We start from the raw sequence: 25,653 nt of genomic DNA, 5'->3' as shown, positions 1-25,653 counted from the left end.
CTCTCCTTTCAGTTTTTCCGCACAAATCGTTCATTTCCTGCTTTTACCGATAACCTACGGGTAGGTTTTGTCGTATAGTGTTGGCGGACAGGCAAATAAACACTTTTATTCGAAACGACTGATAATCTGTCACATACCGATGCTGTAACAGGTTATGCTGAGTTTCCAGTGAAGAAGGAATATTTCTTATGCTGAAAGTTATCCAGTCTCCATCCAAATATATCCAGGGACCAGATGCAATATCCGATATTGGTCACTATACGAAAATACTTGCTGACCACGTTTTTGTCATTGCTGATAACTTTGTCATCAATCTTATCGGCGATAATGTCAGTAAAAGCCTGACAAAACATGAAGTCACCAGCCATTTTGAAGTTTTCAACGGTGAGTGCAGCCGTAAAGAAATAGAACGCCTGTCAGCTATCCTATTAACTAATCAATGTCAGGCTGTGATTGGAATTGGTGGAGGAAAAACGCTTGATACTGCAAAGGCTGTAGCACACGAATCAAAATTACCTATTATTATCTCTCCGACTCTGGCTTCAACTGATGCACCTACCAGTGCGCTTTCTGTCCTGTATACAGAGTTGGGTAAATTTGATGGCTACCTGTTCTACCCCAAGAACCCCGACATTGTATTAGTGGACACAAAAATTATTGCGAAATCGCCTATCCGCCTGTTTGTTGCTGGTATGGGGGATGCACTTGCTACCTACTTTGAGGCTCGGGCCAGCAGTACCGCTCATCATCAGACAATGGCAGGAGGAACTAGTTCTCTGGCCGGGCTGGCTCTGGCTAAACTGTGCTACGACACTTTATTAGCAGAAGGCTCTAAAGCGAAGATGGCGGTAGAGCTCGGGGTAATAACTCCCGCAGTTGAAAACATTGTGGAAGCCAATACCTATCTGAGCGGAATTGGTTTTGAAAGCGCGGGGCTTGCCGCTGCACATGCCATCCATAATGGGTTTACCATTCTGGAAGAGTGCCATCACTTGTATCATGGTGAAAAGGTCGCATTTGGTACACTGACACAGCTTATGTTAGAAAACAGTCCTAATGAAGAGCTGGAAACTGTACTCGATTTCTGTGTACAGGTCGGCCTTCCGGTTACACTGGAACAGCTTGGTCTGCGCGATAGCGAAAATTTGCATCAGAAAATTATGCAGGTCGCCACTGCAAGCTGTGCGGAAGGAGAAACCATTCACAATATGCCATTTATCGTCACACCGGATCAGGTTTATGCCGCCATTCTGGCTGCCGACCAGATGGGAAAAGACTGGTTGTACTAATTTATGCTGGACATAATTTTTACAATTTCAGGGCGGGAACCCTCGCCCTATTTAGTTATGCCATCAGTATGACCATTCACCTCATGATATCGATTCAATTGGTCATTCTATGCGCTAAATGAGGCAAATAATCGGCCTGATTGCCTCATTAGTTGGAAAACAGTGTTATTCAGCCCAGCCCTCGCGCCAACAGGCTAATCGGATGTTCACATTTTTTGCTGGTAGACATCTCAATCTGCCATTTGCAGGTTTCACAATCGGTGATCACCAGATCAGCACCGCTTGCTTCAATTTGCCGGAATAGATTAGCCCCAATCTCCTGAGACACTTCATAATTTTCCTTTTTGAAACCATAAGTTCCGGCAATCCCACAACACTGAGAATCCAGAATAATAAGTTCAATCCCCGGAATACGCTTAATCAGCTCAATCGAATAGGCTGCCCAACCCATTTTTTCCATATGACACGGCGTATGGTAAGCCACTTTCAGTGGCATCTGTTTCAAAGGCAGAGTATGCCCCTGATCCAGCAACCGATAAATATAACGAGTAGCCAGTTCAATGTGATCACGTATCGGGCGGGTATCAACGCCCAAAATATGCGGGTATTCATCACGTAGGGTAAAAGTACAACTGGATGAAGTTGTCACAACGGGAATTTGCCGTTCAATCACACTTTCTGTTAATGAGTGCAAATTAACTTTTGCCTGACGTTTCGCCCGATTGATAAAGCCATTAGCAATCAACGGCACACCACAACACTTCTCCCTGTTCAGTAATTGAACACCAACTCCCATTCCATTAAAAACTTTTAATAGATCTTTGCCCAGTTGCGGATGGTTATAATTGACAAAGCAGCCATGAAAATAGGCAACCTGTTCTGTAAACTGCTGTTGGATGGCAGCCTGTTTGTGATACCAGCGCCGGAATGTACCGAAAGCGTATTTTGGTAGTTCACGCCGGTGATCAATCCTGAGCGTTGTATCCAGTAAATGGCGCACGGGTTTCAGGCCGGTAACTGAATTGACCACGGGGGCAAGCGGTGTAGACAGCGTTCCCATCATATCGGTATGACTGAGGATAATATCCCGCAATTTAGGCCGCTGTGAGTGATAATCGGCTTTCGCTCGCAGGATAATATCGCCGATTTTTACATCGGACGGGCATGCAACTTCACAGCGTTTGCAGTTAGTACAGTATTTCAGAGCCTCATCATACAAAGCAGGGTCTTTTAAACGCAGGCGCTCTCCGTCCGGCCCGGCCTGTTTTGGCCCTGGATAGCCCGGATTAGCTTTAACCACCGGGCAACTGGTAGTACAGACAGTGCACTTAATGCAGCTTTCAAAACTGTTATCCGTTATGTTCATTATGCAATCTCCGGTATCCGCTGTTTTGTGGATCGCTTTCCGGTGATAATCTGTTCAGCAACAAATAAAGCGCTCAATAAAGAAACACCGGAACCACAGCCCTCAGCCAATGGATCATACCCTCCCAGTACAGCACCGGCGGCATACAGGTTTTCCACCACCTGACCTGATTTTAACGGTCGTAAATATTCATCCGTAGTGACACCAAATTTCAAATAAGGCTGAGCAGCAAAAACGTTTTTCCGTGTCCATTGTTCACGTGCGGAGTATGCCAGCAGATCTAAATCAAGTAAGGGTTCATAAACCCGATCAAGCGTGGTTTTCAGCCCATTGCTAAAGAAACTGCCTGTTGCCAGAATGACGTGAGAAGCCCGTAATGGAATATCACCATGATTGCGGGTATACAGGCCAGTAATATGATTATCCGCCATTTCTACGCCATTGACTGTATCCCCTACCATCATCACCCCACCAAGATGGCGGAACTGCTCTCGCAATGCCTGATAAATTCGCATCCCCAACAGAGAAGGAGGTAATGTCGGTAACAAATAGATCGGCTTTTTAACCAGTATCTGTAATGCTTCCACAATGCTGTCAGTTTCCAGACCAATACAGGCAGGCAGGAACACAGCATCATGCCCTTGCGCCAGACGGCTGATTTCTTCTGCAATCAGTGGCAGGTTTTCAGGCCGATCCAGTAAATGAGCTATATTGACGGAGCGGAATTCACTGGCGTTATCACGTAGTTTGTCGAGAAAAGGTAAATGCATCTCCTGTGCGCTGGCTTTCACGCCCTGCCTTTGTAATGCACTGGCAACGATGCCGGGATGGAAGTCCAGAAATCCCGCAATACCGATTACAACAACATTTTCCCACCAGAATGGCCTTTCCAGCTCGCGGACAGGCACTCGTGCCGGGCTTAGCCAAGTCATTCGCTGATGACCAATGGGAGTTACACGATAATGGTTTTGTGAAGCAGAACCAGTCATAACCAGCCCGCTTTCTCTGATTAATTTTTCAGCCTGATAAACCAGTGAGACTACGTTTTTTTCTCCTATCCGGCTGTAAGGATGATTCGGTGCCTGCCTGAACAATTCAGACAAGGCACTTAAGGGATGAGTGACTTCACGTCCGTCAGGTAAGCGGGTAAGAAAATCCATCGATCCTGAAGAGAAATACAGTGAGCTTTGCCCCGAACTGACTATTGCGCAGGATTTGCCTGCTTCTGCCAGCCGGATCCCACTGGCCAGCCCCGCTAACCCGCTTCCGATAATGACAGTATCAAATTTCATTGTCAGCCTCCGTTACTGGCTGGTTATCCCTGTCGTCGTCATCTAAACCGCATAATCCCTGATACATCCAACTGGTGAACTCGCTTTCCCGTAACGCATCACCCCAAACGACAGGACGAATGCCTTTCCAGCGTTCATTCAGGAAATGCTTCAATTGCTGTTCTGATTCCTGCTCTGTTATCACACCGAGACGATTCAGTAATCCTGCGGCACGACAGGCACACAACTCCCCCTGACAGGTTCCCATTCCAACACGGGTGCGGCGGCGTAAATCCAGCAGGTTAGTTACCGCCAAAGATTCCGTTGCATAACGCACTTCTCCCGCAGTGACGGCTTCGCATTCACATACCAGACTTTTGTCTGACCGCTCGGTACTCAGTAATTGACTGGCACGATCGCCATGACGATAAACGGCAGATCCACGAATGGGAGCAGAAAGAGTGGCAGTGCTAAGATGTGAGTTTTTCCTGTGAGTCATGGCCTGTCGTGCCTGTGCGGTGGAATTCTCTGAGCCGGGCAGCGGCTCCTGTGCCGTCGTGCAGTGCGCGGTAATATTGAGTTTTTCGCAGATTTTATCGGTTGCCCACTCAGCCATCAGGCGATATGTCATCAACTTACCACCAGTAATGGTGATGAATCCCTCCAGACCATCACGTTGGGCATGGTCAAGCAACACAATACCACGACTGATATTTCTGCCTGATGGGTCATCATCACTCGCTACTAAAGGCCGGACTCCCGCATAAGCGCGTAATATACGGGTTTCCGCCAGTCTGGGAGATAATTTCGCTCCCTCCCGGATTAAGATATCGACCTCTTCCTTAGTCACAGACATATTATCAATCTGATCGTACTCAATACGGGAGGAAGTCGTGCCGATCAGCGAAATAGTATCACCGGGCACAAGGATATCGGCATCAGCAGGTTTACGGCAGCGGTTGATCACCATATTGTTGATGCGGTGCCCTAAGATCAGCAGTGATCCTTTCGCGGGAAGCATGCGAACCTTGAGATCTGCATATTCCGCTATTTTCTGCCCCCAAATTCCACCAGCATTCACAACTATCGGCGCATAAATGTCATACTGGCGCTTAGTGTGGTGATCGTAAACAGAAACGCCTGTAATTTTATCCCCTTGCCGAATGAGTCCCATGACTTCGTGATAAGTCAGTATTTGCGCGCCATGCTCTCTGGCATCCAGCATATTGGCAGCAGTCAGCCGAAAAGGATCGACCGTTCCATCAGGCACAACCACTGCACCGATCAGATCCGGGTTAACCGCCGGTTCAAAACGTTTAGCCTCTTCAGGATCAATCTCCTGAGTATCAATTCCTGCCTTTTCACACGCAGCAATAAAAGTTCGCTGATACTCCAGTGAATCTTCCGGCAGAGTAATGAACAAACCATGTGTCTTTTCGATGCAATGCCGGGCAATAGATTTGAGAACCCTGTTTTCTTTTATACACTCTTTTGCCGATTCGCTATCTGTGACTGCATAACGTGCACCACTATGCAGCAGGCCATGATTGCGTCCGGTTGCCCCCGTCGCAATATCATGCCGCTCCAATAAGATGCAGCGTAAATGCCTGCGGGCACAATCTCTTGCGATACCGGCACCTGTCGCGCCTCCACCAATAATAATGACATCAGTTTCTGTTACAGGAGAGCCATTCATCAGAGATGCTCCTTTTTTCACTTCTATGCCAGTCAAATATCCGGCCAGTGAATATTCGGGTTGATGATAAAAATATATCCAAAATTGGCAGGCATTGTTTGATAAGGAACAAAAACGAACCTAAAACGCGTCTTTTGAGCGATAAAAAAATCAATATCGTGAGAAATATCACTATTTTTTGAATGGTTTTTATGAACAGCTTTTATTAGCTAAGGCAGGCAGAAAGAATAAGTGGGCATAAACTCCCAAAAGTTATGCCCACTATGAAGAATATTATCAGATCATGAACCTATTTAATGAATATCAGTCTGTTTTCGGGTTGGTTCCGGCCATATACCCGCAATATGGTCAAGACACTCAGCCTTAGAACCTTTCTTTCCTGTTGCCATCCAGCCAATCGGGAGCCGATATTCGTCGGGCCAGACTGAATACTGTTTTTTACCGTTGATGACAACAACCCACAACGCAGCTTCATTTTCGGTTAACTGTTCCATGAGAACATCCCCTGTCTGTAACTGGCTGGTAATGCCTGAGGCAGAAAACCGGTACTGATCAGATAACTCAATACCTGACTGACATATTCAGGTGTGATAACCGGACATTGAATACCTGACCCTTCCAGTGCTGCCAACGTCTGTTTCAGTTCCAGCTCAGGCTGGATTTCATGGATATAATCAGGGTCCAATGCGCGGTAAGGTTTCTCGGTCATATCCCGAATCAGCGGAATCAATGGATACAGCGGATGAGAGTCTTCCAGAGCAAGAATTCGCTCTTTCCCTTCATTGAAGGGAATTGGATCAAGAATATAGCCAAACTCCTGCACCCAATCGAAAAATTGACGGATAGAAACCTGCACCGGATTAAACAGGTTGAAGAACTTCCCGTCAGATTCACGCTGTCTGGAAATATGCACCAGTGAAGCCGCCACATAATCAACCGGTACAATATCAAGCAGTAATGCATGAGCGGGATAGCCCCCCATTTCCAGATAACCTTTCAGGGAAGCAACAAGATAATCATTCCCCTGAGCCGCTCCGGTGCGGGTATGCCCGAGGATCAGGCCGGGACGATAAATACTCACTGGCATGCCCCGTTTACGGGCAATATTGATAATCCCTTCTGATACCCATTTGCTGCCTGAATAACCGGAAGGATCACGTATTGTTTCACTCATAGCGCGATCATCTTCCATAAATGGCCGGGGTGATTCAGTGGCAAACAAAGCGTTCACAGAAGAAACATAATGGAAATGTTTCAGTCGTGAAGTACTGGCAAATTCCAGCGCGGTTCTGGTGCCATCAACATTGATGCTTTTCAGTGAACTATAAGGGTAGATAAAGTTAACCAGCGCACCATTGTGATAAATTACATCCACATCCTGCGCGAGTTTATCCCAGATTTCCGGTAACAAACCAAAACGGGGCTGCCCCAAATCTCCTATCACAAAGTCCACACGGTCAAGGCCATTACCCACATCAATCTGATAATGAGCAAAACCTGTTCTGATCCTCTCACGCGCGTGTGCTTTATCGGCAGCACGGCACAGGCAGATAACCTGAGCGGAAGTCTGTTTCAACAACTGCTCCAGCAGATGCAGACCAAGATATCCGGTCGCTCCTGTCAGCAGAACAGTATCAGGCTCATACCAGTTTGCATGCGGTAAACCATCAGGACGTATACTCTCTTTCAGATACACATCTTTTCTCAATGTTTCTGCATGTTGCTGAATCAAGGCTTCACTACGATAAATCCCAGCCGTAAAATGAATCGGATTATTTTTGTGAACTTCACTCATCTCATCCAGAATAGCCGCGATTCGGGCAATAGTGGGTTCAACATAAATACCTGAAATAGGTATCCTGAGCGAAAATGCTCTCTCAATCCGCTCCACCATACGGGCGACCAGAATAGAGTGCCCGCCAATCTGGAAGAAATCATCGGTAATACCAAACGTGTCCACAGACAACAGATCGCCCCAGATGGCATAAACCCGTTTTTCTGTGTCTGTTTTCGGCTGCACCGCATCATGGCTGGCATTCAGACGCTCCGCCACTTCTTCCAGACGTTTCCTGTCCCGCTTGCCACTGCTTGTCAACGGAATATAAGGAATACGATAGTATTCTGAAGGGATCCATGCTTCGTGCAGAAATTCCCGTAATACTACCTGAGTCTTACTTACCCATTCCTCCGATACAACCATATTCGGGTCAAACAATACGAATGCCTGTATCTTCGCAAAATCACCATTTCCCGCGACACGGATAATAGCATCCTGAATCCCGTGTTGTTTTCTCAACGCGATTTCTATTTCACCCAATTCAATGCGATAACCACGCACTTTGACCTGATCATCCTGCCTTCCCATATAAATGAGAGAGCCATCTTCAAGCATACGAGCCATATCACCGGTCAGATAAGCTCTTTTACCCTTCTGGTTGGTATCAGGAACATAGCGTTTAGCCGTTTCAACCGGGTTATTGCGATATCCGGCTGTCACACCTAACCCGCCAATCAGGATCTCACCTACTGTTCCTTTAGATACAGGACGCAGATTCTTATCCACAATTGTGATACTGGTGCCGGGAATCGGCTCCCCCAGTTGTACCTTATCCCCTTTTCTCATGCGGAAAGCGGTTGACCAGATAGTGGTTTCTGTCGGGCCATAGAGATTCCATAAAGTGCCACCAGATTCAGTCAATTGATCAGCCAAATCTTGTGACAGCGCTTCTCCGCCACAAATCATGCTCATATCTGAACGGGGCTTCCAGCCTGCGTTCAGTGCCATTGACCAAGTCACCGGTGTTGCCTGAGCCAGTGTGAACTGAGGATCAGATAACATCTGGGACAACGCCAGTGCATCACGTTGGGTATCGATTGGTGTAATGTAGATACTGCCGCCATGAACAACCGTCAGCAGTAATTCCAACACTGAAATATCAAAAGAGAAAGTCGTCAGTGCAAGCATACGGTCATACTGATTAACTGCTAATAATTTGCCAATTGAACACAAACAGGCTGCCAGATTGTCATGCTGTACCTGAACAGCTTTAGGTAATCCGGTAGAGCCGGAGGTAAACATGATATAGGCCGGATGTTCACTTAATTCAGGAATAGCAAAGTCTTCCGTTATCTCTTCAACTACATAGGCAAGGTGTTCAATAGGAATATGTATTGATGCTTTCAATCCTGCTGATACCGTATCATCAGATATCAGAATACTCTCCGGCAAGCTGGCGAGAATATCGTTCAGACGTTTTTCCGGCATCATAGTATTGAGAGGGATATAGACAGCCCCGACCTGCCAGGCTGCCAGCATAGTGATAAACCATGGAATGCCTCTCTCGGCCGCAACAGCCACATGACTTCCCATTGTTACACCATAGCGACGTAGAACATTCGCTGCGCTTATCACACGCTGCTGTAATTCGCCAAACTCCAGAATCCCGTGCGGATCTGAAACAGCAATATCATGCGGTATGATTTTTGCCAGTTTTGCTAACCGGGAGGGTACATTATCAAACCATGGTTGAAGCGGTTTCTCCATGTAACTGATATTATTTTTACTAATATCAGTGAAGTTAGTAAATGAGGTGGGTTGCCCAATAAATGCTGTGTGTAATATTGCCTTGTGTGTGTAAGTATTCATAATGATTTTCTCATTCTGTTCCCCATTTCATCTCATCATTTTTTATGATGAATGGAGATACTTTGCTGTTAGTCAATAAACTTCAGCTATTGTCCACATCGGGCTACTACAAGTGCCTTTTTTTGACCTTCGCTGAATAAAAAAAGTAAATCTCAAGAAAATTATTAAAACTTAAAGAATTATTATTTAATATTTATGTGCAACTTTTTATTAATTAAACAATCAACCCATAATTAATAGGATTTTTATTATTAAATAGAGTGCATTACTCCTTACGCACTCCATCATTTCATTGATATTATTGGTTTTTATTTTATAAAACAGTTACCCGCGCTCTATAAAACTCGGTCTCACAAGCATGAATAACTATTTGTAGTAATATCTATTATTTCTGAGTTAAAACTCAAACATTTTATTTATAACTGCGTTACAAAAAACGCAAAATATGTAAATAAGAATAATCTGCATAATTAAACAAAAAAACATCTTAGAGGATAGTCAATATAAGTTAATAACACAGACAAAAAATATCACCTTTTCACTTATCACAATATGTTTAGATAATCTTATATTTGTACAAATAAGATTCGTTTTATTAAAACGCTGACCATATTTCCACAATATTTATAGTCCTTTATGCCAAAAGGAAAATAAACGAATGGAATACGCTCAAAAATAACAAGTAAACATTCTTAATTGTGACCTAAATCACGATAATAAAAATAAAACTTATTTAAAAAAAGTTGTAAATCGCTCAAAATTATAGTCTTTACGAAATTATATCTATATGTTAGCGATACTTCACAGATATATAGGTCTGTTTTAGCTATTCTTTCCTTCGATATAGAAAAAAATAAATTGAAACTTTCGTTTACTGCTAGTCACTACTAAGCAGTGGTGATTCGTTCATACTAAAGTCATGTGGAGACAAACATGTTAAGTATATTCAGACCGGCGCCTCACAAAGCCCGGCTGCCTGCGCAAGAAATAGATCCACTCTATCGTCGCTTGCGCTGGCAAATTTTTATGGGGATTTTCTTTGGTTATGCGGCTTACTATCTGGTAAGGAAAAATTTCACACTGGCAATGCCATATCTGGTAGAACAAGGCTTTTCCAAAGGTGATCTGGGTTTTGCTCTTTCAGGGATCTCTATCGCATACGGCTTCTCAAAATTCATCATGGGTTCCGTTTCCGACCGTTCTAATCCCCGGGTTTTCCTATCGGCAGGCCTGATACTTGCTGCCGCCGTAATGCTATTTATGGGCTTTGTACCGTGGGCGACTTCAAGCATCGCAGTCATGTTTGTCCTGCTGTTCCTGTGTGGCTGGTTTCAGGGAATGGGATGGCCTCCTTGTGGTCGTACCATGGTTCACTGGTGGTCACAAAAAGAACGTGGCGGGATTGTTTCTGTCTGGAACTGCGCGCACAACGTTGGCGGTGGCTTGCCACCATTGCTGTTCCTCCTCGGCATGGCGTGGTTCAATGACTGGAAAGCAGCTCTTTACATGCCGGCATTCGCAGCCATTCTGGTTGCCCTGATCATACTTGCCCTGATGCGTGATACACCACAATCCTGTGGTTTACCACCAATCGAAGAATATAAAAACGACTACCCACCTGATTACACAGAAAAAGATGAAAAGGAACTGACTGCAAAAGAAATTTTCATGCAGTATGTTTTACCTAACAAGCTATTGTGGATGATTGCAATTGCCAACGTCTTCGTTTACTTACTGCGTTACGGCATTCTTGACTGGTCACCGACTTACCTGAGAGAAGTTAAACACTTTGCTCTGGATAAATCGTCCTGGGCTTACTTCCTGTATGAGTACGCAGGTATCCCCGGTACGCTGCTGTGTGGCTGGATGTCTGACAAAGTGTTTAAAGGCAACCGTGGTGCGACAGGCGTGTTCTTTATGACTCTCGTTACTATCGCTACGATTATCTTCTGGATGAACCCGGCTGGTAATCCGACTGTTGATATGTTCTGTATGCTGGTGATCGGCTTCCTGATTTACGGCCCTGTTATGTTGATCGGCCTGCATGCGCTTGAGCTGGCACCGAAAAAAGCAGCGGGTACTGCGGCTGGCTTTACTGGTCTGTTTGGCTACCTCGGTGGCTCAGTAGCTGCCAGTGCTATTGTTGGCTATACCGTTGACTTCACAGGTTGGGATGGCGGCTTTATGGTCATGGTTGGCGGCAGCATTCTGTCTGTTATTCTGCTGTTGTTTGTTATGCTGCATGAAAATAAACATAAGCAGGAACTAGCGCAGGCACATAACAAATAATCAACAGGCTCTTTAAAAGAGAGTTTTTCCAGAGTCGCCACTGTTTTATTTCATTTAACAGTGGCGACAATAATACGGTAACACTGCATTCCCCCTTATATTCAGTATTCAAAATTCATATAAAACACCATTTAATTACCGAGATACACCTTCATTACCACAAGTGGAGAATCCCAATGCACACCCCCGTTAAAACAATTATGGCCGGCCTTCTGTTAGCTTCATCGATGTCAGGTATTGCACATGCAGCGGATAAAATTGTTATCGCGCACCGAGGAGCAAGCGGCTACCTGCCCGAGCATACTCTTCCGGCCAAAGCGATGGCTTTTGCTCAGGGCGCAGACTATCTTGAACAAGATCTGGTTATGACCAAAGATAATGAACTTATCGTGTTACATGACCACTATCTTGATCGCGTGACTGATGTTGCCGAACGTTTCCCAGACCGTGCCCGTGCCGATGGTCGTTACTATGCGATTGATTTTACCCTGCCAGAAATTAAATCACTGAAATTTACTGAAGGCTTTGATATCAAAGATGGCCAAAAAGTACAAAGCTATCCCGGCCGTTTTCCAATGGGAAAATCAGATTTCCATATCCATACCTTTCAGGAAGAGCTGGAATTTATTCAGGGTATGAACAAATCCACCGGGAAGAACGTCGGTATCTATCCTGAGATCAAAGCACCGTGGTTCCATCGTCAGGAAGGTAAAGACATCACAGCAAAAGTGCTGGAAGTCCTGAAACAGTATGGTTACACCAAAAAGAGCGATAAGGTTTATCTGCAATGTTTTGATGCCAATGAGTTGAAACGTATTAAAAATGATCTGGAGCCGAAACTGGGTATGGACCTGAAACTGGTTCAGCTTATTGCTTACACGGACTGGAATGAAACCTATGAACAGAAAGCCGATGGAACATGGCATAACTACAGCTATGACTGGATGTTTAAACCGGGAGCAATGAAAGAAGTCGCAAAATATGCTGATGGTATCGGCCCTGATTACCACATGTTGATCGCTACTGACTCCACACCAAACAACATTAAATTGACAGGCATGGTGAAAGACGCTCACGCCAGCCATCTGGTGGTACATCCGTATACTATCCGTATTGACCAGTTGCCAAAATATGCTACCAGCGGAAACCAGTTGTTTGATATCGTCTTCGATAAAGCTAATGTCGATGGCGCATTCACCGATTTCCCTGATTTAGCGGTGAAATTTTTAGAAAAACATAACGAGCATAAATAACTGACAAATCATTAATTCCCCCGCCGTAAGCAAACGGCGGGGAATCAGGCAGCTATATACACAATGGATTTCAAGATGCATTGCGGCGACTTGAAAGACGAAGGGTATATCAGGAAATGCCTACCGGGAATGCAATAACCTCACTGATTCGCTCCGCACCCAGAGCCAGCATAATCAGGCGATCCACCCCCAATGCCACACCAGCACATTCCGGCATACCATGAGCCAGAGCATCAAGCAGATACTCATCAATCGGCTGTACCGGCAAACCCATTGATTCACGTTTGCGGTTATCCTGCACGAAACGCAGACGCTGCTCATTACTGTCTGTCAGCTCACGAAAACCATTCGCCAGTTCCATCCCCTTGAAATACACCTCAAAACGCTGGGCAACACGATGATCTTCTTTACTGATTTCTGCCAACGCTGCCTGAGATGCAGGAAAATGATAAATAAATGTCGGCTTTTCAATACCAATATGCGTTTCAACACCCATGGTAAAAAGCAGTTGCAGTAAGGTATCCCTATCTTCTTCACGATCAGCAATATTGCTAAGATCGAGTTTTGCCGCCACTTCGCGCAGTTTTTCCTTACTTGCCGTCAGAGGGTCAATATCCAGATAACGGATGAAAGCCTGCTGATAAGAAAGCGATTCGGCACTTTCGCAATCCAGAATTTGCTGCAACAAGTCATCCACTTCATTCATCAGACGGTACATATCATAGTGTGGGCGATACCATTCCAACATCGTGAATTCAGGGTTATGGTGGCGTCCCGCTTCTTCATTGCGGAAACTTTTCCCCATCTGATAAATGGAGCCACTCCCTGCGGCCAGCAAACGTTTCATATGATATTCGGGGCTGGTCATCAGATAAAGAGGAAGGCCATCTGCTGCACCCGGCCCGACAAACCGGGTCTGAAAGGGAACCAGATGGACGTCAGTAACAGTCGCCTGACTCATGGCTGGGGTTTCAACCTCCAACACCCCGCGATCTGCGAAAAAGCGCCGTATCTCTGCCAGAATTTCCGCCCTTCTCAATAGGTTGGCGATAGGGGTAGTTGGCTGCCAATCCGCGACTTCGTTCATGTTCAAGTGACTCCACAATAAAACCAAACGCGCAGTTTACTCATATCAGCGCCATCAGACAAATTTTCAGCATCAATCAAATTGAAACCCAAACAACAAAGCAGCTATCTAAAATAAAAACAGATAGATACACAATATTCCGAATTACTGCTAATTTGTCATTTAGTAATATCAGTAATAATATTCTCAGCAGTATCTTGAATAATTAACGCCAATATTCATCTGAAATAAGTATGCCTGCAAGATAAAGATATATCTTACTGCATCTTATTGTAATTATTCTTTCCTGCACTATAGATAATAAAAAGAGTCTGCACACTCCTACTACTTCCGTCAACTTATCCAAAAAATAAATCCAATTTCCATTTTAAATATAAAACTGTGTTTAAGTTTCACATTTAAACACAATCACTTTGATAGAATTATTTATATGAATTAATATTGATTTTTATTTTCATATGATTGTATTCATCAATCTATAATCATCGTCAATGAAAACTCAGCTTTATTAACCATAAATATATGTCAACATGAATAAAGATAATTAATTCATCAGGGAAATAGTAAAAAACACCCAAATAAACGAAAAACTTGTTTTAGATCAATTTATAGTAAGATCAATTCTGCCAAATCAGCGTCCATGTCAAGTTTACTTTCATCACTATCCGTTATAATCATATAAGATAAAAAATAACAGACAGTGTTCCTAACTCGTTAAGGTACAAGAAATTTACTTATAACACTCCGTCGAATAAAGAAAAAGACCTCTGCAAATAGCAAGGGCAAAAATGACGAGTGATAACGCATTAGGCTTTCTGGCTGAAGTTTATTCATTTCACTTGAAACAATGGAGAAGCACAGTGCAAACCTTCAATGCTGATCTAGCAATTATCGGAGCCGGTGGCGCAGGTCTGCGGGCCGCCATTGCTGCGGCTGAAGCCAACCCCCAACTCAAGATTGCCCTGATTTCAAAAGTGTACCCGATGCGTAGCCATACCGTTGCCGCAGAAGGAGGGTCAGCCGCAGTCACTCAGTCTCATGATTCCTATGATTTTCACTTCAATGACACAGTATCTGGTGGTGATTGGCTGTGCGAACAGGATGTGGTTGAATATTTTGTCAAACATTGTCCGACCGAAATGATCCAGCTTGAGCAATGGGGTTGCCCGTGGAGCCGTAAAGAAGACGGCTCCGTGAATGTGCGCCGTTTTGGTGGTATGAAAATTGAGCGCACATGGTTTGCCGCTGATAAAACCGGCTTCCATATGCTGCATACGCTGTTTCAGACCTCACTCAAGTACCCGCAGATTCAACGTTTCGATGAACATTTTGTCCTCGATATTCTGGTTGATGAAGGCCGTGCACGTGGCTTGGTCGCCCTGAATATGATGGAAGGCAACAAAGTTCAGATCCGTGCCAATGCCGTTATTATGGCTACCGGTGGTGCCGGTCGTGTCTATCGTTACAACACGAATGGCGGCATTGTCACCGGTGATGGTATGGGCATGGCTTTCCGTCATGGTGTTCCACTGCGCGATATGGAGTTTGTGCAATACCACCCGACCGGCCTGCCGGGTTCCGGTATTCTTATGACTGAAGGCTGTCGGGGTGAAGGCGGAATACTGGTGAATAAAGATGGCTATCGTTATCTACAGGATTATGGCTTAGGGCCTGAAACTCCACTTGGTCATCCTGAAAATAAATATATGGAGCTGGGGCCACGTGATAAAGTTTCACAGGCATTCTGGCATGAATGGCAGGCAGGCCGGACTATCGCAACGCCGCGTGGTGACGTTGTACATCTGGATCTGCGCCATCTGGGTGAGAAAAAATTACTGGAACGTCTGCCGTTTATCTGTGAGCTGGCGAAAGCCTACGTTGGCGTTGATCCGGTCAAGGAACCTATCCCTGTTCGCCCGACAGCGCATTACACCATGGGTGGCATCGAAACCAATCAACAATGTGAAACCCGTATCAAAGGGCTGTTTGCTATTGGCGAATGCTCTTCCGTCGGTCTGCATGGCGCAAATCGTCTTGGTTCTAACTCACTGGCAGAGCTTGTCGTATTCGGTCGTCTGGCGGGTGAAGAAGCGGTCCGATGTGCTCAGGAAGCGCCACCAGCCAATGAAAATGCACTGTCTGCACAGGTTCAAGATATTGAGGCTAAACTCAATAAATTGCTGAACCAGCAGGGCGGAGAAAGTTGGTCAAAAATTCGTGATGAGCTGGGAACGTCCATGGAGGAGGGTTGTGGTATTTATCGCACCCCTGAATTGATGCAGAAGACGATTGATAAGATTGCGGAGCTGAAAGAACGTTTCAAACACATCCAAATCAGTGACCGATCCAGTGTATTCAACACTGACCTTCTCTATACCATCGAGCTGGGATTTGGTCTGGATGTTGCTGAATGTATGGCTCATTCAGCCATGAACCGCAAAGAATCGCGGGGCGCTCATCAACGCCTTGATGAAGGCTGTACCGAACGCGATGATGCGAAATTTCTGAAACATACACTGGCTTTCTACAACCCGGAAGGTGCGCCACATCTGGAATACAGTGATGTGAAAATCACTAAATCCCAGCCAGCAAAACGGGTTTACGGTGGTGAAGCCGCCGCACAAGAGAAAAAACAGAAGGAGCAGGCGAATGACTGAGATGAAAAACCTGAAAATGGAAGTCATGCGCTATAACCCGGAAATCGATGATGCGCCCTATTTCGCAACCTACGAAGTCCCTTATGATGATCAGACTTCTCTGTTAGATGCGCTTGGCTACATTAAGGATAATCTGGCACCTGATCTGTCTTATCGCTGGTCCTGCCGGATGGCAATCTGTGGCTCTTGCGGCATGATGGTAAACCGCGTACCAAAACTGGCCTGTAAAACTTTCCTGCGCGACTATCCGCAGGGAGTGAAAGTTGAAGCATTAGGAAATTTCCCGATTGAACGGGATTTGGTTGTGGACATGACTCACTTTATTGAAAGTCTGGAAGCCATCAAGCCCTATATCATCGGCAATGACCGTAAACCCTCAGATGGCCCGAATGTGCAAACACCCGCACAGATGGCGAAGTATCATCAATTCTCCGGTTGTATCAATTGTGGCCTGTGCTACGCGGCTTGTCCTCAGTTCGGCCTGAATCCTGAGTTTATCGGCCCGGCCGCTGTCACGCTGGCACACCGTTATAACCTTGATAACCGCGATCACGGCAAAAAAGAACGTATGCCACAAATCAACAGTGATAATGGTGTCTGGTCCTGTACTTTTGTCGGCTATTGTTCTGAAGTTTGCCCGAAACATGTCGATCCGGCTGGTGCTATTCAGCAAAGCAAAGCTGAAAGTGCAAAAGATTTCATTATCTCCATGCTGAAACTACAATAAGGGAGGTGAAAATCATGACAACAAAACGTAAACCTTATATCCGCGGCATGGAGCCGAGTTGGTGGCAAAAATTAGGCTTTTATCGTTTCTATATGCTGCGTGAAGGAACGTCTGTCCCTACAGTCTGGTTCAGTATTCTGATGCTGTATGGTCTGTTTGCTCTGAAAACAGGCCCTGAAAGCTGGACGGGGTTTGTCTCTTTTCTGCAAAACCCGCTGGTGTTGCTGATTAACGTTATCACCTTGCTGGCAGCACTATTACATACCAAAACCTGGTTTGAACTGGCACCCAAGGCACTCAATATCATTGTCAAAAATGAAAAAATGGCTCCGGGTCCCATTATCAAGCTGTTGTGGACTTTCACTATTCTTGCGACTGCCGTCATTCTTGGCATAGCTCTGCTCTGACCCCAAGGAGGATCTGATGAATCAAACACCAAAACGTTCCGATGAACCTATTTTCTGGGGGTTGTTTGGCGCTGGCGGTATGTGGAGTGCCATTGTCGGGCCGGTGATTATCCTGCTATTGGGCATTCTGCTGCCATTAGGGCTGGCACCGGAAGCACTATCTTATGAACGCATTCTGACTTTCTGCCAGAGCTTTATAGGCCGTTTCTTTTTATTGCTGATGATAAGTCTGCCTCTCTGGTGCGGCTTACACCGTATTCATCATGCTATGCACGATCTCAAGATTCATGTTCCTGCCGGTAAATGGGTATTTTATGGCGCAGCCGCAATTTTGAGTATTGTTGCTCTGATTGGTATTTTTACGCTGTAGCTGACGGTAGTGAGCTGACAGAAAGCTGAAGAGAAAAGTCTGCGCTTGAAACGCAGACTTTCTGTTTAGAATAAACGAATTTTTTATCTGTATTTTCTTAGAACTTATAAGAAAGAGTCGCTTTATACGCGCGGCCTTTCTCTTCTTGGCCTTTATAAATATTCAGATAATAGGACTGTTCGTTGTAACGCTTATTAAAGATATTATCGATACCCAACTGGATTTCGGTATTTTTCAGTGCGCCTGATTTAGGTGCCCAGGAAATATACATATCGCTCACGCCAAAGCCCGGTTTATTGATAGTAACAACCTTACCTTTACTTGTTCCGTTCGCTTTTGTTGAACGAGAAAATCGCGAATTCCAACCCAGTTCAATATCAGTTTTATCGAACAGGTAACTGCCGCCAACAGTAAAAGAATCCCCCACGGTTGGTGTGAATTCTAATCGTTTGTCAAATAACTCACTACCCTGAATAATTTTGTTATCAGCTTTGGCGTAAGTCGCTTTTAAAGACCAGTTATCCAGTTTATATTTGGTCGATAATTCAAACCCTTCCAATCGGGATTTCGGGATATTGTTCAGTTGTCCCGTAACGACAGTGGTAGCCAAATTTTTGAAATTAGTCTGGAATACTTTACCAATTACGGTGAATGAGTCATTTTCGGCAAAAACAGCAGGGTATGTTCCTGCCACACCGGTTTCGACGTTATAACCTGTTGTCGCTTTTAAATTTGCGTTGTGGTTACTTGCTCCCATGCCAATCTCTTTACCCAATGGGCCTTTGAAGAGTTCGGTATAATTAGCAAATAACGTCGTTGAAACACCCAGTTCGTATTTCAGACTAAGTGCTTTCGAAATACGGGCATAAGTTCGCTCAAAAGGCTCACTCTTTTTATCAATGGTATTGTATTTGTAGTGATCCCACCTGATACCCGGGATGAAATGAAAATCAGCAAGTTGGATATCATCTTCCAGATAAACCGATGAGGATTTTCCTGCTTCTATCGTTTTTTTAGAGATATTTTTTGCAGCTTCGGTATATGCCGTTCTGGTATCAAAATACTCATACCCATAAGTTAAATCATGGGATAAGCTCAGTGTTTCAAAATTAGAGACATTACGCGCTCTGATACCCTGAGTTTTAACGATGGTGTCAAACCCACTATCAGGCCCGCCCACTTCTCTCATGTGGTTAAAAAGTTGCTCTGTATGATAAGCAGAGATTTTCAAATCAATAAAGTCATTATCGATAGGTGTATATCTATAAGCAATATTGTAGGCATCACGTTCTAAAGAGTATTTGCCTTTTTTCCCTTCATTCACATCATGACCAAAGTTCAATCTGAAGTTAGAATCTGTATTATTCTTATAATGTTCTTTTGATACATTAATATACTGTTCATCAGTCAGATTGAATTTGGCTTTCAATAAGTAATTAATCAGTTTCCCATCAGTAGGAATTGAGTCTCTGCCGAGGTTATCCCTACCTGATTGAGCATCCTTGATATTACGATGGTTAAAGTAGCCTAATAAATCAACCGCACCCAATCTTCCATAAGTTGCTAGAGATTGTTGGAACTCAGAGCCATTGCTGACATAACTTAACTTTCCTTTTGCGCCAAATAACTGGCCCGGCTCTAATAAATCACCCGCATCAACGGTTTCAAATTTTAATGCACCACCAAGAGCACCGGTATCATAGGTGATACTGTTCGTGCCGACACTAATATCAATTTGCTTCAGCATTTCAGGATCGATGCCATAGCTGCCTGAATGATGGAAGTGATATCCCTCTTGTCTTGCACCATCAACGGTTACGTTGATAAATTGATCATCCATGCCACGGATTTTAAAACGTTGCCCTAAAGCGCTCGGATGACCCGCCTGTACGCCCGGTACATTCTTTAAGATCTCACCGATACTTTGTGCCTGTTTGACTTTGATTTCGTTACGACCGACTTTCCCACTGTCCTGTTCTGCATTGTTGCTTGCAATAACAACAAGTGTATCGCCGGCTGTGGTTGATTTTTTAGTGGATTCTGTGGTGTTTGCTAGTGCGTTAGTCGAGATAGCTACAGTCAGCATTGATGCTGACATCAATGGAGCACGCAGGCCCGCTTTTGCCAGACTTGCGTAAATTTTAGTTATTTTAAACATTTACTTTTTAAGAAAAAATATTATTAAGAATCATTATTATTTATATTTCTATCCAAAATGTAAATAATCACAAGAAACTATATTTTCTCTGGACTATCCGGTTTAGGAACGAAAAAGAGTATAAATTTATACTCAATTTATACCCCGCTGATTTTTTAGAACACTCTATCACTCTATATTTGCCAGTATGCTTTCTGCATCCTGATACTCTCCTGTTCGGGCACAGTGTGTGATTTTTCCCGAACGATGTGCGCAGATTTGAACTTCCATTTTCATCGCTTCCATTATGGCGATCACCTCTCCTTCATTAACTTGCTCTCCATCCTGAGCCAGCCACGAATGCAGAACACCAGAAATCGGTGCGAGAACCTGATGAGGATCTTCCTGTATTTTTTGCTCTGCGACCGATTGCGAAAATTGCGACTCATCAACAGGTGCTACATGCGCTAATCCAGCCAGTAAATCCGATGGCAGCCCCATTTCATGCCGACGCCCGTCAATTTCAATAAATGTACGAATAATATCTTTATTTTCAGTCAGATCCTGACGGGGTAATATTTCCAGTTTATTGGCAAAATCTGTCTCAATCCAACGGGTATGAACGTTGAAAGTATCCTCTGAGGCAAAGTCAGGGTGTTCAATCACTGCGCGATGGAAAGGTAAAACCGATGCCACTCCATTGATTTTGAATTCCTGTAATGCCCGACGTGCACGAGCAAGCGCCTGTTCACGGGTTGCCCCTGTGACAATCAGTTTTGCCATCAATGAATCAAAGAATGCAGGAATAACAGAACTATTAATTACACCTGAATCCAAGCGAATTCCGGGGCCTGAAGGTGGAGAAAACTCAGTGAGAGTACCAGACGCAGGCAAAAAGCCTTTACCGGCATCTTCCGCATTGATGCGAAACTCAAATGAATGCCCACGAGAAGGCGGGGTTTCCCGAATACTTAATGGATAGCCTTCTGCAATTCTCAATTGCTCAATGACTAAATCAATTCCGGTTGTTTCTTCTGTCACCGGATGCTCAACCTGTAGGCGGGTATTCACTTCCAGAAAAGAGAGCGTTCCGTCAGCACTCAGCAAAAACTCCACTGTTCCCGCTCCGACATAATCAGCCTCCACACAAATCGCTTTCGCTGACTGATGAATACGCTCCCGTTGTTGTTGAGTTAAAAAAGGTGCCGGAGCCTCTTCTACCAGTTTCTGATTCCGCCGCTGCAACGAACAGTCACGAGTCCCAACTACAACTACATTGCCGTGTTTATCTGCAATTATCTGTGCTTCAATATGACGGGGCTTATCCAGAAACTGCTCAATAAAACATTCACCACGACCAAATGCAGCTATCGCCTCACGTACCGCAGAGTAATACAGCTCCTCAACTTCATCACGTCGCCATGCGACTTTTAACCCACGGCCTCCACCACCAAAGGCAGCTTTAATCGCTATCGGTAAACCATGCTTTTCAGCAAAGGTGATAACTTCCTGCACATCTTTAACCGGCTCTGCCGTTCCCATAACTAACGGCGCACCAACTTTCTGAGCAATCTGACGGGCTTTAACTTTATTCCCCAATTCATCAATCGTTTCGGGAGCCGGACCAATCCATATCAAACCAGCTTCAATCACCACACGGGCAAATTCAGCCCTCTCAGATAAAAAACCATACCCGGGATGTACCATCGTGGCCTGTGCCTGTTTCGCAATCTCCAACAAACGTGGAATATTGAGATAGGTTTCTGCCGGACTATTGCCTGCTAATGCATAAGCTTCATCCGCCAGTTGCACATGCAGTGCATTGATGTCTGTATCAGCATAAACAGCTATTGTCTGTAGACCATAATCACGACAGGCACGAATAATACGAACAGCAATCTCCCCACGATTAGCGATTAATACTTTTTTTGTGGTTTTATTAATATTGTTCATTGCAGCTCTTCGCTCCCCTGAAGGTCATGAAACTGGTTGATAGGATTAAATCGAATCTTCGCGTTGATTGGGATCTGACCAGCGAGATCAAGGTGATAATCAGCCACGGAAGCAATAACCGGATATCCGCCTGTCACAGGATGATCCGCCAAAAACAGTACAGGTTGCCCGCTGGCAGGGATCTGTATCGCCCCAGAACAGGTTCCTTCGCTCGGCAACTCGTCATAACTAATGCGTGCTAATGGGCTATCCCCCTTTAACCTCAAACCAATCCGGTTCGAATATGGAGTAACCTGCCAGATTTGATTACGTAATAATTCAATTGATTCCTGAGTAAACCAGTCAGTTCTGGGGCCGAGGAATATATCCAGTACCACAATATCGTCTTTATCTGGCATCACAAATGCAGGTGTTTCTGCAACAGATACAGCGGAACAGTGCGAAGTTTCACCAATCGCCAATCTATCACCGTACTTTAGCGGCGCAGGACCAATATTCGATAATGTGTCAAAGGAATGGCTGGATAACACCTCGGGAACAATAAAACCACCTCTGACAGCCAAATAAGAATGCATTCCTTTATGTGGTACGCCCAATGTAATTTCATCGCCATCATTTAAATCAACAGGTTGATACGTTTTTATGGGGAGCCGTTTACCCTGTAACGAAGTAATTTGAATCGGGCATAAAGCGCCTGTTACTGCGATAACCATGTTCCCACGGGCAATAGCTTTAAATCCCCCCTGCGCTATTTCCAGACAGGCCTGATCTGAAGCATTACCAACAATCCGATTTGCACTGCGTAGCGCGCTTTTATCCATCGCACCTGATGCAGATATTCCCAGCCTTGATTTCCCCAATCGCCCCAAATCCTGAAACAGTGTTTGTAATCCTACAGACTGGATTTCTAAAGAACGGATGTTCTCAGCCTGAAAAAGCGTATTAATAGGCGATATTGCAGGTAAACTGACGGTCACTGTGGAATTTTTTATATTACGGAAGCGGATGCGATGACCCGGCTGCAATAACGCAGGCTCGGCTCTGGATAGATCCCACATTCGCTCTGATGTCATACCAATGAGCTGCCAGCCTCCGGGGCTTGTTTGCGGGTAAATACCACTAAATTCTCCCGCCAAAGCAACGGCCCCTGCCGGAATACGGGTTCTGGGAGTTTTGCGGCGAGGGATATTCCACGACAGGGTTTCAGATACCATGTAGGCAAACCCGGGAGCAAACCCAGTAAATGCAACGATATATTCACTCTCAGAATGTTGTTGGATAACATCCTGCACCGAAAGCCCGAGTATATCCGCAACTTCTTCCAAATCCTCTCCATTATAGTGCACGGGAATTTCAACCTGCTTCCCCTGCACATGCGAAGATTTTTGCAGATCACGCCGCTGAATTTCTGTCACCAACTGTTGGACTGAAATTTTCATAGGGTGAAAATGAATCATCACAGTTCTCGCTGCCGGGATGATCTCTTCAATACCTGAGATGGATTCAGCATTCAGGGAATCAAATAACGCCAAAGTTTCAGGCAAGTCACTAAGCTCAACCAATATGGTGTGAAAATTAACAGGTAAAAAACGCACAGTTATCTCCTGACAATATCGACCATTCAGATTAGAAATGGATAAATGAGCGGATAGTTATTCCTGCCTGCTGCAAAATAGATTTCACCTGTTTAGCCATTTCTAACGCACCTGAGCTATCGCCATGTACACAAATGGAGTCCGCCTGAATGGGGGTAAATTTACCCTCTATCGATTCCACACCCCCTTCTGTCACTAGCTGCAACATACGCTGCGCAACAAAAGTCGCATCATGCAATACCGCCCCGGTTTCACGGCGGGAAACTAACTCCCCTTTTGCTGTATAAGCACGATCCGCAAATGCCTCCGCTATGGTTTTCAAACCTTTTTCTTGCGCCAACCGCAGAATATTTGAACCCGCTAATCCCACCAGAGCAAGACCGGGATCTACGGCCAGAATCCCGTCAATAACGGCAAGTGCCTGACGTTGATCATTGGCTATTGTGTTATAAAGTGCCCCGTGTGGTTTTACGTAGCTAACTGCCATTCCTACAGAGGCAGCAAGTCCTTGCAGGGCACCTATCTGATAAATCACATCCGCTGTAAGTTCGTGACTGGCAAGATCCATATTGCGGCGTCCAAAACCAACCAGATCCGGATAAGAGACATGAGCACCAATAGCAACCTGGTTTTTCTTAGCTAATTTTAGTGTGTGTAAGATCCCTGCCGGATCGCCTGCGTGAAAACCACAGGCTACATTAGCACTACTGACAACAGCCAATATTGCTTCATCATTACCCATCTTCCACTGACCAAAACTCTCTCCAAGATCGCTGTTTAAATCGATTGTTCTTACCATAGTTGTTAAACCATTAACATAATATTGTTGAACAATAGATAATTTCTGGCGAGTAAATAATCAACTAAAATTGCTGATTATTGTGCAAATATACAACAGCGATCACTCTCTTCAAACTAAGAGGTGAATTATCAGCTCAAAATAAAGACCCGTTTCATCTCAGAATTGCCAAAATAATCAGCAAAATAACCGTGACTTGCTGGTTATCAGGGAATATGTGAAGATTAAGTTTTGAACACAGAAGACACGTTTCTCAGCAATAGCCCAATGGATGACTATGAAAATAGAGAGCTCTCCCCAAATTTTGAGTAAGAAAATTGCAGAAGTGATAAGGAATAAGCTTGTAACCGGAGAGTTATTACCCGGGCAACGTTTATCAGAAGCAGCTCTCAGTGAACAACTTGAAATTTCCCGCAATACTTTACGAGAAGTATTCCGTACTCTTACGCAAGAGGGTTTATTAAAACATCAGCCCAATCGGGGGGTATTTGTAGCAATACCAGATATCGCATCCATTATTGATATCTATCGGGTACGTAGATTGATTGAATGTCAGGCTATTGCGCAGGCATATCCCATACATCCTAGTGTAGATAAAATGCAGGAAGCTGTAATAAGTGCCATTCAATACAGAGATAAGAAGGATTGGGGCAGTGTAGGCACGGCCAATATGCGCTTTCACGCCGCGATTGTAGAGTTGACCGATAGTGAAAGGTTAATGACTTTCTACCGGAATATTTCAGCAGAACTTCGTTTAGCATTTGGGCTTTTAAATGATCCAGAACTGTTATATGCACCCTATGTCGATAAGAATAAACATATTCTGGAACTATTAAATTCAGGTCACACAGAATTAGCAGCACAGAAAATGGAAGATTATCTGAACCTGTCGGAACGCACTGTATTAGCTGCTTATTCCCGTATGCTTATTCCCATATAAATAATACCCAATAAATAAAAACACCAAACGCAAAAAAGCCATCCGGTTAGGGATGGCTTCTCTGGCTAATTGATGTCTGGCAGTGTCCTACTCTCACATGGGGAGACCCCACACTACCATCGGCGCTACGGCGTTTCACTGCTGAGTTCGGCATGGGGTCAGGTGGGACCA

At 44.7% G+C, this 25,653-nt stretch carries 18 protein-coding genes and 1 rRNA gene; 8 read left to right on the top strand and 11 right to left on the bottom strand.

The genetic code is table 11. The features are described 5' to 3' along the window. The first annotated feature begins 188 nt into the window (after nucleotides 1–188). Nucleotides 189–1,289 carry a glycerol dehydrogenase gene (locus Xinn_RS13205; protein WP_086954553.1) on the top strand — a complete coding sequence of 367 codons (1,101 nt, stop codon included), beginning with the start codon at nucleotides 189–191 and terminating at the stop codon, nucleotides 1,287–1,289. A 169-nt stretch (nucleotides 1,290–1,458) separates the two neighbouring features. Here the strand turns inward: Xinn_RS13205 and glpC are convergent, their stop codons facing one another. From glpC to Xinn_RS13180, 5 genes are all read right to left on the bottom strand, one after another. Then, nucleotides 1,459–2,655 (bottom strand): anaerobic glycerol-3-phosphate dehydrogenase subunit GlpC, encoded by a 1,197-nt coding sequence (gene glpC, locus Xinn_RS13200; RefSeq protein ID WP_086954554.1) that lies wholly within the window; start codon nucleotides 2,653–2,655, stop codon nucleotides 1,459–1,461. After that, nucleotides 2,655–3,947 (bottom strand): glycerol-3-phosphate dehydrogenase subunit GlpB, encoded by a 1,293-nt coding sequence (glpB, locus tag Xinn_RS13195; RefSeq protein ID WP_086954555.1) that lies wholly within the window; start codon nucleotides 3,945–3,947, stop codon nucleotides 2,655–2,657. The genes glpC and glpB overlap by 1 nt, the downstream gene beginning before the upstream one ends. Further along, nucleotides 3,937–5,625: an anaerobic glycerol-3-phosphate dehydrogenase subunit A gene (gene glpA, locus Xinn_RS13190; protein WP_186435700.1), complete on the bottom strand. Its 1,689-nt coding sequence runs from the start codon at nucleotides 5,623–5,625 to the stop codon at nucleotides 3,937–3,939. The genes glpB and glpA overlap by 11 nt, the downstream gene beginning before the upstream one ends. A 290-nt stretch (nucleotides 5,626–5,915) precedes the next feature. Continuing rightward, entirely contained in the window at nucleotides 5,916–6,116 is a 201-nt protein-coding gene (locus Xinn_RS13185; RefSeq protein WP_086954557.1) for an MbtH family NRPS accessory protein, read from the bottom strand. Further along, entirely contained in the window at nucleotides 6,104–9,268 is a 3,165-nt protein-coding gene (locus tag Xinn_RS13180; RefSeq protein ID WP_086954558.1) for an amino acid adenylation domain-containing protein, read from the bottom strand. Before Xinn_RS13180 ends, Xinn_RS13185 begins: the two co-directional genes overlap by 13 nt. A gap of 933 nt (nucleotides 9,269–10,201) precedes the next feature. Between Xinn_RS13180 and glpT the strand changes: the two genes are divergently transcribed. Next, nucleotides 10,202–11,557: a glycerol-3-phosphate transporter gene (gene glpT / locus Xinn_RS13175; RefSeq protein ID WP_086954559.1), complete on the top strand. Its 1,356-nt coding sequence runs from the start codon at nucleotides 10,202–10,204 to the stop codon at nucleotides 11,555–11,557. Nucleotides 11,558–11,733: 176 nt separating this feature from the next. Continuing rightward, nucleotides 11,734–12,810: a glycerophosphodiester phosphodiesterase gene (gene glpQ / locus Xinn_RS13170; RefSeq protein ID WP_086954560.1), complete on the top strand. Its 1,077-nt coding sequence runs from the start codon at nucleotides 11,734–11,736 to the stop codon at nucleotides 12,808–12,810. Nucleotides 12,811–12,919: 109 nt separating this feature from the next. Here the strand turns inward: glpQ and epmA are convergent, their stop codons facing one another. Next, nucleotides 12,920–13,897: an elongation factor P--(R)-beta-lysine ligase gene (gene epmA / locus Xinn_RS13165; protein WP_086954561.1), complete on the bottom strand. Its 978-nt coding sequence runs from the start codon at nucleotides 13,895–13,897 to the stop codon at nucleotides 12,920–12,922. A gap of 860 nt (nucleotides 13,898–14,757) precedes the next feature. On the opposite strand from epmA, the gene frdA reads away from it, so the two are divergent. From frdA to frdD, 4 genes are read left to right on the top strand one after another with little or no spacing between them, the layout of a single operon-like run. Continuing rightward, nucleotides 14,758–16,554: a fumarate reductase (quinol) flavoprotein subunit gene (frdA, locus tag Xinn_RS13160; protein WP_099137666.1), complete on the top strand. Its 1,797-nt coding sequence runs from the start codon at nucleotides 14,758–14,760 to the stop codon at nucleotides 16,552–16,554. Then, nucleotides 16,547–17,281, top strand: coding sequence for a succinate dehydrogenase/fumarate reductase iron-sulfur subunit (locus Xinn_RS13155; RefSeq protein ID WP_086954562.1), 735 nt, complete (start codon nucleotides 16,547–16,549; stop codon nucleotides 17,279–17,281). The genes frdA and Xinn_RS13155 overlap by 8 nt, the downstream gene beginning before the upstream one ends. A 14-nt stretch (nucleotides 17,282–17,295) precedes the next feature. Then, entirely contained in the window at nucleotides 17,296–17,688 is a 393-nt protein-coding gene (gene frdC / locus Xinn_RS13150) for a fumarate reductase subunit FrdC (RefSeq protein ID WP_086954563.1), read from the top strand. Between the two features lie 13 nt (nucleotides 17,689–17,701). Further along, complete coding sequence (gene frdD / locus Xinn_RS13145; protein ID WP_169923579.1) at nucleotides 17,702–18,058, top strand: fumarate reductase subunit FrdD; 357 nt, start codon at nucleotides 17,702–17,704, stop codon at nucleotides 18,056–18,058. A gap of 97 nt (nucleotides 18,059–18,155) precedes the next feature. On the opposite strand, the gene Xinn_RS13140 is transcribed toward frdD, so the two are convergent. The 4 genes from Xinn_RS13140 to Xinn_RS13125 form a co-directional block, all read right to left on the bottom strand. After that, a complete protein-coding gene (locus Xinn_RS13140) occupies nucleotides 18,156–20,216 on the bottom strand; it encodes a TonB-dependent receptor domain-containing protein (RefSeq protein ID WP_086954565.1) in 2,061 nt (686 codons plus the stop codon). Nucleotides 20,217–20,384: 168 nt separating this feature from the next. Next, a complete protein-coding gene (locus Xinn_RS13135) occupies nucleotides 20,385–22,148 on the bottom strand; it encodes an ATP-binding protein (protein ID WP_086954566.1) in 1,764 nt (587 codons plus the stop codon). Then, complete coding sequence (locus tag Xinn_RS13130; protein WP_086954567.1) at nucleotides 22,145–23,743, bottom strand: 5-oxoprolinase subunit B/C family protein; 1,599 nt, start codon at nucleotides 23,741–23,743, stop codon at nucleotides 22,145–22,147. Before Xinn_RS13130 ends, Xinn_RS13135 begins: the two co-directional genes overlap by 4 nt. 31 nt (nucleotides 23,744–23,774) lie before the next feature. Next, the gene (locus Xinn_RS13125; RefSeq protein WP_086954568.1) at nucleotides 23,775–24,542 is read right to left on the bottom strand and encodes a LamB/YcsF family protein; all 768 of its coding nucleotides are present in this window, start codon (nucleotides 24,540–24,542) and stop codon (nucleotides 23,775–23,777) included. Nucleotides 24,543–24,819: 277 nt separating this feature from the next. On the opposite strand from Xinn_RS13125, the gene Xinn_RS13120 reads away from it, so the two are divergent. Next, nucleotides 24,820–25,482 carry a GntR family transcriptional regulator gene (locus tag Xinn_RS13120; protein ID WP_086954569.1) on the top strand — a complete coding sequence of 221 codons (663 nt, stop codon included), beginning with the start codon at nucleotides 24,820–24,822 and terminating at the stop codon, nucleotides 25,480–25,482. A 74-nt stretch (nucleotides 25,483–25,556) separates the two neighbouring features. Here Xinn_RS13120 and rrf read toward each other — a convergent pair. After that, nucleotides 25,557–25,653, bottom strand: a 5S ribosomal RNA gene (gene rrf / locus Xinn_RS13115); the annotation flags it as partial.

Origin of the sequence: Xenorhabdus innexi, assembly GCF_002632485.1 — a bacterium.
GTDB lineage: Bacteria > Pseudomonadota > Gammaproteobacteria > Enterobacterales > Enterobacteriaceae > Xenorhabdus > Xenorhabdus innexi.
This window is presented reverse-complemented; position numbering and strand designations above follow the sequence as displayed.